General features: G+C 62.8%; 14 protein-coding genes. 9 read left to right on the forward strand and 5 right to left on the reverse strand.

Features of this window, described 5'->3' with window-relative positions; all coding sequences use genetic code 11:
* Positions 1-187 precede the first annotated feature (187 nt).
* The 3 genes from CK226_RS29175 (at position 188) to CK226_RS29185 (ending at position 2,326) form a co-directional block, all read left to right on the forward strand.
* A complete protein-coding gene (locus CK226_RS29175) occupies positions 188-556 on the forward strand; it encodes an Hpt domain-containing protein (RefSeq protein ID WP_032930394.1) in 369 nt (122 codons plus the stop codon).
* A 99-nt stretch (positions 557-655) separates the two neighbouring features.
* Positions 656-976 carry a 2Fe-2S iron-sulfur cluster-binding protein gene (locus CK226_RS29180; protein ID WP_010909663.1) on the forward strand — a complete coding sequence of 107 codons (321 nt, stop codon included), beginning with the start codon at positions 656-658 and terminating at the stop codon, positions 974-976.
* Positions 977-1,294: 318 nt separating this feature from the next.
* A complete protein-coding gene (locus tag CK226_RS29185; protein ID WP_095789684.1) occupies positions 1,295-2,326 on the forward strand; it encodes an NAD(P)/FAD-dependent oxidoreductase in 1,032 nt (343 codons plus the stop codon).
* A 9-nt stretch (positions 2,327-2,335) separates the two neighbouring features.
* Here the strand turns inward: CK226_RS29185 and CK226_RS29190 are convergent, their stop codons facing one another.
* Both CK226_RS29190 and CK226_RS29195 read right to left on the reverse strand, forming a co-directional pair.
* Positions 2,336-3,829, reverse strand: coding sequence for an MDR family MFS transporter (locus CK226_RS29190; RefSeq protein ID WP_245437878.1), 1,494 nt, complete (start codon positions 3,827-3,829; stop codon positions 2,336-2,338).
* Positions 3,830-4,046: 217 nt separating this feature from the next.
* Entirely contained in the window at positions 4,047-4,667 is a 621-nt protein-coding gene (locus CK226_RS29195) for a DUF922 domain-containing Zn-dependent protease (RefSeq protein WP_095775357.1), read from the reverse strand.
* 99 nt (positions 4,668-4,766) lie between these two features.
* Here CK226_RS29195 and folP point away from each other — a divergent pair, with 99 nt between their 5' ends.
* From folP to folK, 3 genes are read left to right on the forward strand one after another with little or no spacing between them, the layout of a single operon-like run.
* Positions 4,767-5,618, forward strand: a complete 852-nt coding sequence (folP, locus tag CK226_RS29200; protein ID WP_095775358.1) for a dihydropteroate synthase — start codon at positions 4,767-4,769, stop codon at positions 5,616-5,618.
* A gap of 3 nt (positions 5,619-5,621) precedes the next feature.
* Complete coding sequence (gene folB, locus CK226_RS29205) at positions 5,622-5,981, forward strand: dihydroneopterin aldolase (protein ID WP_095775359.1); 360 nt, start codon at positions 5,622-5,624, stop codon at positions 5,979-5,981.
* Entirely contained in the window at positions 5,965-6,477 is a 513-nt protein-coding gene (gene folK, locus CK226_RS29210) for a 2-amino-4-hydroxy-6-hydroxymethyldihydropteridine diphosphokinase (protein WP_095775360.1), read from the forward strand. Before folB ends, folK begins: the two co-directional genes overlap by 17 nt.
* A gap of 3 nt (positions 6,478-6,480) precedes the next feature.
* On the opposite strand, the gene CK226_RS29215 is transcribed toward folK, so the two are convergent.
* Positions 6,481-7,026, reverse strand: a complete 546-nt coding sequence (locus CK226_RS29215; RefSeq protein WP_095793703.1) for a DUF924 family protein — start codon at positions 7,024-7,026, stop codon at positions 6,481-6,483.
* A gap of 15 nt (positions 7,027-7,041) precedes the next feature.
* Positions 7,042-8,877 (reverse strand): monovalent cation:proton antiporter-2 (CPA2) family protein, encoded by a 1,836-nt coding sequence (locus CK226_RS29220; RefSeq protein WP_095793704.1) that lies wholly within the window; start codon positions 8,875-8,877, stop codon positions 7,042-7,044.
* A 161-nt stretch (positions 8,878-9,038) separates the two neighbouring features.
* Here CK226_RS29220 and CK226_RS29225 point away from each other — a divergent pair, with 161 nt between their 5' ends.
* From CK226_RS29225 to CK226_RS29235, 3 genes are all read left to right on the forward strand, one after another.
* Positions 9,039-10,028 (forward strand): AraC family transcriptional regulator, encoded by a 990-nt coding sequence (locus CK226_RS29225; protein WP_179301153.1) that lies wholly within the window; start codon positions 9,039-9,041, stop codon positions 10,026-10,028.
* A 59-nt stretch (positions 10,029-10,087) separates the two neighbouring features.
* Positions 10,088-11,296, forward strand: coding sequence for an MFS transporter (locus CK226_RS29230; protein WP_095775364.1), 1,209 nt, complete (start codon positions 10,088-10,090; stop codon positions 11,294-11,296).
* 180 nt (positions 11,297-11,476) lie between these two features.
* On the forward strand, positions 11,477-11,743 hold the full coding sequence (locus tag CK226_RS29235) for a hypothetical protein (RefSeq protein WP_019858327.1): 267 nt from the start codon (positions 11,477-11,479) through the stop codon (positions 11,741-11,743).
* Between the two features lie 94 nt (positions 11,744-11,837).
* Here the strand turns inward: CK226_RS29235 and CK226_RS29240 are convergent, their stop codons facing one another.
* Positions 11,838-12,389 carry a hypothetical protein gene (locus CK226_RS29240; protein ID WP_095793706.1) on the reverse strand — a complete coding sequence of 184 codons (552 nt, stop codon included), beginning with the start codon at positions 12,387-12,389 and terminating at the stop codon, positions 11,838-11,840.
* Positions 12,390-12,426 lie beyond the last annotated feature (37 nt).

Genomic DNA, 12,426 nt, shown 5'->3' on the forward strand with positions numbered 1-12,426 from the left:
ATCGTAATGACACAGGGGGGTAAAGAAAACATGCATTCCGCGGGATACGTAAAACTTTAAATATAAGGTTAACGGAACCGTGATCCGTGCGCCGCTTTCGCAACATTTTTCCAGGCCATTCATTAACCCGTTGTCCATTGGATTCGCCTAGTTTTTCAGGCGGCCGAAGAAAACGGAGTTCGAGTTCATGCGTGGCGAAAGCGGCATTGCCTTTTCAATGCCCGGAGGCGACGTCTCGGGAACCAGGCAGTCCCGACCGGTCGATTTGGCACACCTTGCCCGGCAAACGATGGGCGACCGCGCCCTCGAGCAAGAGGTGCTGGCGCTGTTTGTACAGCAGGCGCTGTCGGTACGCGACAAAATTGTCGATGCCGATCTCAAGGACCGGCTTCTGCTTGCGCATGGGTTGAAAGGGTCTGCTCGCGGCGTTGGCGCCTTCGCCATCGCCGATTGCGCCACCGAGATCGAGCGGCAGCCGGAAGACGGCCAGACCCTCAAGCGGCTCGGCAAACTGATCGACGAAGTGCGCGATTTCATCGCCGCCATCAATCGCTGACCCGGTTTGTGGAAAAACGTCACCGAGCGGCGCTTTCGCACGGCAGTTGACTTGTCTGCCGGAGTGATTATCTCGGCGGAAACTCCCTTCAGGTGACAAATGACCAAGTTGACCTTCATCGCCCATGACGGCACACAATTCGACGTGGACGCCGAAAACGGCTCGACGGTCATGGAAAACGCCATCCGCAACGCCGTGCCGGGGATCGAGGCGGAGTGCGGTGGCGCCTGCGCCTGCGCCACCTGCCATGTCTATGTCGACGAGGCCTGGACGGCGGAAGTGGGCGAGCCGGAAGCGATGGAAGAGGACATGCTGGACTTCGCCTACGACGTCCAGCCGAACTCGCGTCTGTCCTGCCAGATCAAGGTACGCGACGCGCTTGACGGCCTGGTGGTGCGGGTGCCGGAGCGCCAGGGCTAGGGCGTGTTGATATTCGGGTGATGCCGGCCTGCAAACGGCGGCTTCCTCCGGCCTTCGCCGGCCGAAGCACTTGACGAGGGATCGTGGCAGCTAGGGCTATGGCCCGGGGTAGGCCGGTACTCGCATATGAAAAGTACGTTGCGCTCCGGTTCTCGGTATCAACCCTGTTTGGTCGCTTCGCGCCGTCTTCGACGCCGGCTCGGCCTGACCTGAATCTCAATATGCCTTCGGCGACGTTCCAATTTCTTTGACATTGGCTGCTTGGCAGCAGGCCACGGCTCATGCAGTCTCGCCCCATTCCCAAGGGGACCACATCGCATGACCGAAACAATCAAGACGGATGTTCTCATTGTCGGGGCAGGGCCTGTCGGCCTTTTCGCCGTGTTCGAGCTCGGCCTGTTCGACATGAAATGCCACCTGATCGATATCCTCGACAAACCCGGCGGCCAATGCGCGGAACTCTATCCGGAAAAGCCGATCTACGACATTCCCGGCTGGCCCTCGATTTCGGCGCAAGGGCTGGTCGACAAGCTGCTCGAGCAGATCCATCCGTTCAAGCCTGACTTCACCTACAACCGCATGGTCTCCAGCCTCCAGAAACTGGAGGATGGCAGCTTTCGCGTCACCACCGACGAGAACGAGGTGTTCGAGGCCAAGGTGGTGGTGATCGCCGCCGGCGGCGGCTCGTTTCAACCCAAACGCCCCCCGATCCCGGGCATCGAGCCCTATGAAGGCAAGAGCGTCTTCTATTCAGTGCGCCGGATGGAGGATTTTCGCGGCCACGACCTTGTCATTGTCGGCGGCGGCGACTCGGCGCTCGACTGGACACTGAACCTGCAGCCGGTGGCAAAAAGCGTGACGCTGGTCCACCGGCGCCCTGAATTCCGCGCGGCGCCCGACAGCGTCAACAAAATGTATGCCATGCAAGAGATGAAGCAGCTTGCGTTCAAGGTCGGCCAGGTGACCGGCCTGACCGGCGCCGACGGCCAGCTGTCATCGGCCACCATCAAGGGTGGTCCGGAAGGCGATATCGAAGTGCCATGCACACGCATGCTGCCCTTCTTCGGCCTGACGATGAAGCTCGGGCCGATCGCGGAATGGGGGCTCAATCTCCACGAGAACCTGATTCCGGTCGACACCGAGAAATTTCAGACATCGGTGCCCGGCATTTTCGCGGTGGGCGACATCAACTCGTATCCGGGAAAGCTGAAGCTGATCCTGTCGGGCTTCCATGAAGTGGCGCTGATGGCGCAGGCGGCCAAGCGCATCGTCAGTCCCGGCGAGCGGATCGTGTTCCAATACACGACCTCGTCGACCAGCCTGCAGAAGAAGCTCGGCGTGGTGGAGTAAAGACCGCTCCTATTCCGTGAGGACGGGCGCAACCGCTTCGTCGCGTCCGCGCAGCGCCTTTTCCGGCATCAGCATCATGGCGACGAGCGCCAGCACCAGGGTGATGCCGGCGGTGATGAAGATCATCACGAACGGCAAGGCTGATGCCAGCTGGACATGTGTCTGCGAACCCTCGGCGGAGAGCGGCAGGCCATAGCCGAGCGCGACCGCGCCGAGCAGGGCGACGCCCAGCGCGCCACCCAGCGTGCGCAGGAAGGTCAGCACGCCTGTCGCAACCCCGAGATGGGTTCGATCGACGGCGTTCTGGACAGAGACGGTCGCGACCGGGAATGTCGTTCCGCTGCCCAGGCCGATCAGGGTTGTCAGGATCTCGACCGCGAGCAGCGAGGCGTGTCCAGCAATGGCGCTGAGCACGCCAATGCTGACAATGGCCAAGGCGATGCCGATCATGGCGATGCGCTTGTAGTGCACGAAGCGGGGGATCAGGCGGCCGCTTGTGGCGGCACCGGCGACCGTGCCGAGCAAAAGGCCGAGCATGGCCATTCCCGATTCGCTGACGGAAAGCCCGATGACGGTTTGCAGATAGACCGGCAAGTAGACCGAAGCGCCGATATTGGCCGCCTGCAGCAGGAACATCGACAGCGCACCGGCTAGCACGATCGGATTGCCCAGCACTTCAAGCGAGATCAGCGGTTCGGCGGCCCTCATCAGTCTCACTGCGAACAGGGCCCAGAACACGGCCGAACCGGCCACCAGCCCGAGGATTTCGTGGGAAAACCAGGGATAGGTGCTGCCACCCCAGTTGAGCGCCAGAAGCAGAAGGGCCGTGGCGATAACCAGAAGCACGGCGCCCAACCCGTCGATGCGGTGATGTTTGGCTGCGATCGGCAGCTTCTTCAGCGGCTTGTTGATGATCGCCATGGCCAAAAGCCCAAGCGGAATGTTGATCCAGAAGATCAGCGACCAGTGCAGATGCTCGGCAAAGGTGCCGCCCAGCAGTGGCCCGGCAATGCTGGCGACGGCCCAGGTGCCTGACACCCAGGCCGCATAGCGTGCGCGTTCGCGCGGCGGCACGAGGTCGCCGATGACGGTTTGCGCCAGCGCAAACAGGCCGCCGCCGCCGGCACCCTGGATCGCGCGCCCGATCACCAGCACGAACATGTTGGGGGCCATGGCGCTGACCAGTGATCCGGCGAGGAAGATGAGGATCGCCGCGTAGACGGTCGGGCGACGGCCATAGACGTCGGAAATCTTGCCGTAGAGCGGTGCCACGGCGGTGGCGGTCAGGAGATAGCCGGTGACCATCCAGGGCAGATATTCGGCGTGGCCGAGCGCTCGCGCGATGGTCGGCATGGCGGGTGCGATGATGGTCTGGTCGAGCGCCGCCAGCAGCATGGACAGAAGGACGCCGCCGATGATGGCGTTCTTCTCGCTTTCGGTCAGCGGTGTGGCGGCAGCCGGTATAGTCTGCTTGTCGACAGCCTGGTCCATAGTCTTGTCCATGTGTTTTGCGCGCGATCCGGGTCGACGATTGGGCTTGCCTGACGCGTTCGCCGCGCGATCGGTCGTGGTGCTCGTGCCTTGAGGATTGTACTTGCCAACCCGTGATATGTCGTTCCGTTTAGGCCGATTTCGACCGCCGTTCGAAAGTTTTCCGACGCTGGCACTATGCTTCGGCCCGGTTGGCTTGCACCGGCGCCATCGAGTGCGCCGATGAAATTCAGCCAGGTGGCAGCCGGCCGTTCTCGATGCGCTGGATGCGGTAGCGCATGAGCCGCAGGATACGGCTTTCGAAATTGACGCTCTCGACGCGATCGAACTGCACCTGGGCGCGGTCGTGCCTGGCGAGAATGGCGGCGGTGATCTCGGCCGCCTTGGCCTTGGCCGCAGCGCAATCCGTCCGCGGGTAGGTCGCCTTCAGCGCGTTTTCCAGCTCGCGGCCATAGTTCTTGGCGATCTCGACATGGCGTTCTTCATGGCGCTTGATGTCGGCCGACAGCGTGTCCCAGAACAGCTTCACGTCGGGATCCGCCTTGCGCGGGCGGCGCCATTCCGGAAGGATCACCTTGACCTTGACCGTCACGGCGGCGTCGGCGATCCGGCAGGAGCCAGCCTGCCTGGCGTAGCTGATCCGGGTGGTGAAGGCCATCTGGGTGGCGCCGGGGTGGCGCGAGCCCGTGCTTTTGACCTGCGGCCCATGTTTGGAGAGCTGCGTCTCGATGTCTTCGAGCGTGCTGCCGCCAATGGAAAAATAGCTGTATGTCTTGAGGAGATTGGCCGCGCCCGCCGGAACAGCGGTCACGGCAAGCAGTAGCGCGCAAAGCAGGGATCGTTTCATCATATTGCCTCTTTACCCACCTTGCGTTACGGCCGTTGCCGGCGCAACGGAATTGATCCTTTGCGGATCACACATCGTTGATGAGCCCATGGTTGATGAGCAATGACGGCGAGGCGATGGCAGCTGGCGCATGGACGTTATCTCGACCTTGGCGGCAAGGCCGTGGTCGTCGGCATCCTCAACGTCACTCCCGACAGCTTTTCCGACGGCGGACTGTTCGCTGCGCCCGAAGCGGCGCTGACCCAGGCGCGCCGGATGATCGAGGAAGGGGCACGGATCATCGATGTCGGTGGAGAATCGACCCGGCCGGGTGCCGCCGCCATCTCGGCCAGCGAGGAACAGGCGCGCGTCCTGCCGGTGATCGAGGCGCTGGCGCGCGCCGGTGACGTGCTGATTTCGGTCGACACCTATCGCGCAGACACAGCGCGGCTGGCCGTGGCTGCCGGCGCCCATATCGTCAACGATGTCTGGGGCCTGCAGCGCGAGCCCGACATCGCGCGGGTCGCCGCCGAAACCGGAGCCGGGCTCATCATCATGCATACCGGGCGGGATCGCGAGAAGCTGACCGACGTGATCGCGGACCAGTTTGCGTTCCTGGAAAAATCCCTGGAGATCGCCCGTCGTAACGGCATTGCGGACGATCGCATCGTGCTTGATCCAGGTTTCGGCTTCGCCAAGGAGACGGCTGAGGAAAATCTCGACCTGATGGCGCGGTTTTCCGAGCTCCATGCGCTTGGCTTTCCGCTGATGGCAGGCACCTCGCGAAAACGCTTCATTGGCACCGTCACCGGGCGCGATGCGGCAGACCGGGCGGCCGGAACGGCGGCGACCAGCGTCATTCTCAGGCTCAAGGGCGCGCATCTGTTTCGCGTCCATGATGTCGCAATCAACGTGGACGCGCTGGCAGTGGCGGATGCTATGCTGGCGCTTGAAACCGCCGCATCGGAACGCTGAGCCATGTATGTCATCCGCCTGAAGAACTGCGCCTTCTTTGCACGGCATGGCGTGCTCGACGAGGAGGAAGCCCTTGGCCAGCGTTTCTATGTCGACGCGGTGCTGTCGGTCGAACCCGGGCGCGCGCTTGTCGACGACGCGATCGAGGAAACCGTCAACTACGGCATTGCCTTCACGGTGATCGAGAAGATCATTACCGGGAAGCGGCGCTTCCTGATCGAAGCTCTGGCCATGGAAGTGGCAAAGGCGCTGACGGAGCGGTTTCCGCAGATCAAGAGGGCCGAAATCACCGTGCGCAAGCCGAACGCGCCGGTGCCTGGCGTGCTCGATCATGTCGAGGTGACCGTTGTCTGGCCCGAGTAACACCGTCTTCCTCAGCCTCGGCGGCAATCTGGGTGATCCGGCGGCCTCGATGGCGGCGGCGCTGCGCATTCTCGACGCCGATGCGGGCACGCGCGTCACCGCCGTTTCGTCGCTCTACCGCACACCGCCCTGGGGCAAGCTCGATCAGCCGGATTTCCTCAACGCCGCCGCCGAACTGTCGACCCGGCTCTCGCCGCGGGCGCTGCTCGACCTCTGCCTCGACGCCGAGCGGAAGCTGAAGCGGGTGCGCGAGGAGCGCTGGGGGCCGCGCCTGATCGATATCGACATTCTGGTGTTCGGTGACCGCGTCATCCATGAGACCGGTCTGGAAGTGCCTCATCCGCGTATGCTGGAGCGCGCTTTCGTGCTGGCGCCGCTGGCCGAAATCGCGCCGGATCTTGCCGTCGGCGGGAGAAGCGTGTCGGAACGGCTCGGCGCTGTCGACGCCGCCGGAATCGAGCGGTTGCCGTCCGGCCGGGACTGGTGGCTGACCTAGCTATCAGCCGGAAAATCCGCCTTCGTCGAGAAACGCCTGCTCCTGCGGTGTCGTCTCGCGGCCAAGCATCCTGTTGCGATGCGGAAACCGCCCGAAGCGGCGGATGATGTCGCGATGCTCCAGCGCGTATTTCAGGTTGAACTCGGCCCTGGCGGTGTGCAGCTCGACCGAAATGTCCTGGTCGGCAAGGTTTTCCGCATGTTCGAACGGTAAATACAGGAACACGCGGACTTGCGGTTCCAGCGCCAGGTCATGCCCGGCAGCGACCGCTTTATGGGCAAAGTGCTTCGCCAGCGGATCGGTGGCATACATGTGGCCGGTGCCGCGGAAGCAATTGCGCGGAAACTGGTCGAGCAGGATCATCAGCGCCAGCGAACCTTCGGCATGGCCCGACCAGGCGTCGCACTCACGCCGTGCCGCGGCATAGTGCAGGTCGAGAAAGCGATCGCGGAAATCGGCATCGAAAGCGTCGCTCTTCTCGAACCAAGCATCCTCGCCGGCGTCGCGCCAGAATTTGGTGACCGACAGGGCTCTGCTGTCCAATTCCATGCATGATTCCTTGGTTCAATCGGCTGTTTCGGATTTGTGCAGAACGCCAGCCGTCTCCTCGTTGAGGGCCTGACCGGGGCGGCGCGGCGTGGAGAGCGGTGTGGGAATCGGCGTGCCGATATTGCCACGCAGGAAGCGCTGGCCGGCGCGAATGCCTTCGGCGAGCTGGGTTTCGAAACGGTCGGTGTCGCGACGCCTGACGTCCTCGATCGTTTCCGCCACATCTTCGGGATCAACGCCAAGCGATTCCAGGGCCGAGCCGCCGAAAACCAGCGCCGATTCGAAGGTCTCGCGCAGCTGATAGTCGACGCCGGCGCGAATGAGCTGCAGCGCGGTGCCGCGGTCGAAAGCCCGGGCAAGCACGGTGAGCAGCGGAAATTCGGCCTTGATCAACTGGGCGATGCGAACGGCCGCATCGGCCTTGTCGACGCAGATCAGCACGGCGCGCGCCCGGCCGGCGCCGGCCGCGTGCAGGATATCCAGCCGGGTGCCATCGCCATAATAGACCTTGAAGCCGAAGTCGGCGGCCGCCTGGATCATCTCGACATCGTTGTCGATGATCGACACATCGATGCCGCGCAGCAGCAGCGGCTGGCTGGCGATCTGGCCGAAGCGGCCGAAACCGATGATCAGCACGCTGCCGGTCAGTCCGTCGGCGACGTCGACGCCGTCGAGCGACTGCTCGTCGCGCGGGGTGACATAGCGCAAGGCGATGATCGCCAGCGGCGTCAGCACCATGGAGATGATGACGATCGCCGTCAGCATCGCGTTGGCCTGGTTGTCGATGATGCCGACGGCGGCGGCGGCTGAGTAGAGGACGAAGGCGAATTCGCCGCCTTGCGCCATGAAGACGGCGCGTTCCAAGGCTTCGCGATGGCCGGTCTTGAGGATGCGGGCGACGATGTAGATGCCGAGCGCCTTCATGACCATGTAGGCGACGACATAGATTGCGATCAGCTTCCAGTTCGCGGCGACCACATGCAGGTCGAGCGACATGCCGACCGCAAGGAAGAACAGGCCGAGCAGGATGCCGCGGAACGGCTCGATGTCGGCTTCCAGTTGATGGCGGAAGGTCGATTCCGACAGAAGCACGCCGGCCAGGAACGCGCCCATCGCCATCGACAGGCCGCTGAGCTGCATGGCAAGCGCCGATCCAAGCACCACCAGCAGTGCCGCGGCCGTCATCACCTCGCGGGCGCGGGCATCCGCCAGGATGCGGAAGAACGGGTTGAGCAGATAGCGCCCCGCCAGCACAAGTCCGATGATCGCGGCAAGGCCGATGCCGACCTCGGTCAGCCTTTCCGACAGGCTGGTGTCGGCGCCGCCGGGCGCCAGGAACGCGATCAGGGCCAGCAGCGGCACGATGGCCAGATCTTCCAGCAGCAGGATGGAGACGATGCGCTGGCCTTTCGGCGAGGCGATGTCGCCGCGTTCCTCGAGAAGCTGCATGACGATCGCCGTCGAGGTCAGCACGAAACCGGCGCCGGCGACGAAGGATTGCGAGACCGGAAAACCGCCGGCCATTCCCACGCCGGTCAACAGGACCGCGCAGACTCCGACCTGCAGCGCGCCGAGCCCGAAGATTTCGCGCCGCAGGCCCCAAAGCCGCGACGGCTGCATTTCCAGCCCGATGATGAACAGGAACATGACGACGCCGAGTTCGGCGACGTGGAGGATGGCTCCCGATTCGGAAAAGATGCGAAGACCAAACGGGCCGATCACCACGCCGGCCGCCAGATAGCCCAGGATCGAGCCGAGGCCCATGCGTTTGAAGATGGGGACGGCGACGACCCCCGCAGCAAGCAGCGCTACCACCTGAATGAGATCGCTGCCTGATGTTTCCGCTGCCATGCCTCTTGTCCCTATGTCCTACAGCACTCCTTGCATGCAGTTGGAGCGGGAGGCAAGGCCGGGTAGTCTGCCAGGACGGGTAGGATGCCGTCGAAGCGTTTCCCCTGGTGGCACTACGGTCTCCGCTTGCCCGTCGGACGATTGGTATGTATATTGACGTGATGACCGACCATTCGTCCTGGCCGTCTCCTGCGCCGCATATTCCGATGGATGCGCTCAGCGAAGTCCTGCAAGACTTTCGCCTGAGTGGCGTCAATTATGGCCGCTGCGAGCTCCGACATCCTTGGAGCATAGAATTTCCGCAACAATCGCTGCTTCGTTTTCACTTTGTCGGTCAGGGTCCATGCTGGATCCACACCGAAGTGCAAGGCTGGCAGCAGCTGCGCGATGGCGATCTGGTGCTGCTGCCACAAGGCATCACCCATCGGCTGGCCAGCGCGCCAGACGTTGCAGGCGGCTCGCTCGATGATTGCCGGGTGACCAAGTTGGGGGGCAACGTCTGCGAAGTCGTACGGGAAGGCACGGGCGCGACAAGCACCCTTTTCTGCGGCTCAATGGCCTTGGGCGCCTATGCGTTGAACCCGTTGATCACGCTGATGCCGCCTATCATCAAGGGTTGCGACGTGGCCGGCAATGACCCGGTCATTGGTCCTTTGCTGGCGGCCATGACCGCGGAGGCCGCGCAACCGCAGATGGGCAGCGCCACCATCTTGTCGCGTATGGCGGACTTGCTGACAGCCCGGCTCATTCGCTGCTGGGTCAATTGCACGGGAGCTTCGACCACCGGTTGGCTCGCCGCCATCCGCGACCCCAATATTGGCCGCGCTCTGGCAGCCATGCACAGAGACCCCGGCCATAACTGGACGCTCGAAAGCCTCGCCAGCCTGGCAGGCCAATCGCGCTCGATTTTCGCCGAGCGCTTCAGCGCTGTATTGGGAGAAGGCGCGGCACACTATCTCGCCCGTTTGCGCATGCAGCTTGCCCGCGAGTTGTTGGGGCAAAACGGTTTGTCGGTGGCCGAGGTTGCTACCCGCCTGGGCTATGATTCCGAGGCATCCTTCGCTCGCGCCTTCAAGCGCATCACCAATGTCTCCCCTGGCGTTGTGCGTCGCACAATTCCCGGACGAATAGACATGAATTTCGGATTCTAAGATACATTTCATCCGACCGGACTCGGTTATGAAGATCTCCAAACTTTGGAGATACGTCCGTGACAGACACAACATTACAGCTTGAAGACGCGGCGATAGACGTTGATGCGGCTGCGCCGGCCAGGTGGGGCGCAACCACCTGGTTCGCGGTCATTTCATTGGCCGCCACCAGCTTTGCTCTGGTGTCAGCCGAATTTCTGCCGGCAGGTCTGCTGACGCCCCTGGCGCGCGATCTCGGTATCAGTGAAGGAACAGCCGGACAGGTCGTCACCGCCACAGCTTCTGTCGGCGCCGTGACGGCCATGTTGAGCAATGTTCTCATCGGCCGATTGAACCGCAAGGCAGTGCTGGTTGGTCTCAGCGCCTTGGCGGTCGGTTCCAACATTCTTGCGGCGCTGGCGACCGATTTCTGGTTATTGTTGCTGGGTCGGGCCGGACTGGGGATCGCACTCAGCGCCTTCTGGGCACTTTCGGTCGCCGTGGTGGCGAGGCTGGTTGGCGCCAATGCGACTGGGCGGGGCATGGCTATCGTCACCCTCGGCGTCTCGCTCGCAACCATTGCCGCACCGTCGATGGGCGCGTTGATCAGCGACTGGCTGGGTTGGCGCAGCGCCATGGCCATGACAGCGGGGTTGGCCTTGCTTGCCATGCTGCTGCAGTTGCTTAGCCTGCCGTCCTTGCCTGCAACGGCAAGCAATAGTCTTGCAGACGTCCTTCGTCTGACACGGAGACGTGGCGTTCAACTTGGTATGCTTGCCATCCTTTTGCTGATGACGGGGCATTTTGCCGGCTCGGTCTATGTGCGTCCCTTTCTCGAACATGTGACGCACCTTGCAACCGGGCCAATTGCCCTGGCTTTGCTCGGATTTGGCATCGCCGCGGTGATCGGCAATATTGCCGGTGGCCGCATGGCCGACGCCAATATCCACGTGGCTCTCGTGGTCACCGCCGCATTGATGGCGTTTGCGGCGCTGTCATTGGTGCTTTGGGGCGTGCACATTGGCGTTGCCTTTGGCTTCGCGACGCTGTGGGGCTTCGCCTTCGGCATGGCGCCGGTGGTGTTGCCGACAAATCTGTCTCGCGCAGCGCCGGACGCGCTGGAAGCGGCGGGCAGCCTGATGGTCGCCTCTTTTCAGGTCGCCATCACCATCGGCGCGGTTGTCGGCGGCTATGTCGTCGACACCTATGGCCCTACAGCGCCTTTGACCGTGACTGCCATCCTTGCAGCATCGACAGCCGTATTGGCGATGTTACAGCCGCGCAGCTGAACTTTGCCGCCGCTGACGCGGGCAGCCCGAATCCGGCCCGGATAATATTGCAGACGCGTTACACAAGTTTACGCAATGCGCGCGTTGCTTGTTGCCACAATCGAAGGCTAAGGACGCTCGGCTTCGGCCATTGGAGGGTGAGCGACGATCAAGTCGCGCCCTTTTGAGGAGATGACTGACATGAAGAAGTTTTTGCTTGTTGCCGTCGGCCTGGCGGTGCTTGCGGGTTCGGCCTGTTCGAAGGCGCCGGAATGCACGGCCGAGATCGCGACCAAGAAGGCACAGGATATGGCCGCCGCACTGCAGGAAGCGATCACCAAGGATCCGTCCAAGGCGGCTGACCTGACCGCCAAGGTCCAGGCGGTGACAACCAAGTACCAGGGCACCACGACACTCGCCGACGCCTGCAAGGCGTATGACGAGGTGACGGCCGCCATCAAGGGCTAAGCGCCTTTCGACCGGTTCAAAAGGGGGCGGTGGCGATGGGCCGCCGCCTCTTTGCTTTTGGGGATGTGTTTGGGGGTAGGGCGCGATAATGCGCTCAGTTCGGGGCGATGGAGCCGACTTCGACGGTATCGACGCGCTTCAGGCTCATACCAATGACCGGCACCAGCTGATCCTGGACCCGCACGGCAACCGTCACGGTCATCGAATTGTCGTCGGGAATACGGGCTTGCATGACGCCGCGCAGCTGGTTGCGGTTGATGGTGAAGACCACCTTGCGGGCATCGACGACGTTGCCGCCGATGATGTCCAGGCCCGCACCGTCAGCGCCCCCCATGAAGGAACCCTTGTAATCGCGGCCCTTGCGTTCGATCTTGGCCGACATCTGCTGGGTGAACATACCGACACGGCAGCCGCCATCCAGAGTCATGCCCATCTTGCCGTCCGGCGTGGAGCCGGTGAAGCTGCAGTTGAATTTCGTGCCCTTGTACTTGCCGGCGACGATTTCGCCCGGGCCGACCCATTTGCCTTCGGCCGACTGGAAGAACTGCTTGTCGGGCTCTGCGGCGGAAGCCTGCGAGGCGAGACCGACGACTGCTGTGATCGCAACGGCCAGGGGCAGGACGCTGGACAGAATTACGCTTTTCATCGACGACACCCGGCAACAAAGAGGCTGTTTGGAACCG

Source organism: Mesorhizobium sp. WSM4311, assembly GCF_002295115.1.
Classification (GTDB): Bacteria; Pseudomonadota; Alphaproteobacteria; order Rhizobiales; family Rhizobiaceae; genus Mesorhizobium.

Excerpts from the sequence above, each read along its gene's own strand:
- CK226_RS29225 (WP_179301153.1), top strand. The coding sequence starts at position 9,039 with ATGACCGACCATTCGTCCTGGCCGTCTCCTGCGCCGCATATTCCGATG.
- CK226_RS29220 (WP_095793704.1), bottom strand. The coding sequence starts at position 8,877 with ATGGCAGCGGAAACATCAGGCAGCGATCTCATTCAGGTGGTAGCGCTG.
- CK226_RS29215 (WP_095793703.1), bottom strand. The coding sequence starts at position 7,026 with ATGGAATTGGACAGCAGAGCCCTGTCGGTCACCAAATTCTGGCGCGAC.
- CK226_RS29195 (WP_095775357.1), bottom strand. The coding sequence starts at position 4,667 with ATGATGAAACGATCCCTGCTTTGCGCGCTACTGCTTGCCGTGACCGCT.
- CK226_RS29190 (WP_245437878.1), bottom strand. The coding sequence starts at position 3,829 with ATGGACAAGACTATGGACCAGGCTGTCGACAAGCAGACTATACCGGCT.
- CK226_RS29185 (WP_095789684.1), top strand. The coding sequence starts at position 1,295 with ATGACCGAAACAATCAAGACGGATGTTCTCATTGTCGGGGCAGGGCCT.
- CK226_RS29175 (WP_032930394.1), top strand. The coding sequence starts at position 188 with ATGCGTGGCGAAAGCGGCATTGCCTTTTCAATGCCCGGAGGCGACGTC.
- folP (WP_095775358.1), top strand. The coding sequence starts at position 4,767 with ATGACGGCGAGGCGATGGCAGCTGGCGCATGGACGTTATCTCGACCTT.
- CK226_RS29240 (WP_095793706.1), bottom strand. The coding sequence starts at position 12,389 with ATGAAAAGCGTAATTCTGTCCAGCGTCCTGCCCCTGGCCGTTGCGATC.
- CK226_RS29180 (WP_010909663.1), top strand. The coding sequence starts at position 656 with ATGACCAAGTTGACCTTCATCGCCCATGACGGCACACAATTCGACGTG.
- folB (WP_095775359.1), top strand. The coding sequence starts at position 5,622 with ATGTATGTCATCCGCCTGAAGAACTGCGCCTTCTTTGCACGGCATGGC.
- CK226_RS29235 (WP_019858327.1), top strand. The coding sequence starts at position 11,477 with ATGAAGAAGTTTTTGCTTGTTGCCGTCGGCCTGGCGGTGCTTGCGGGT.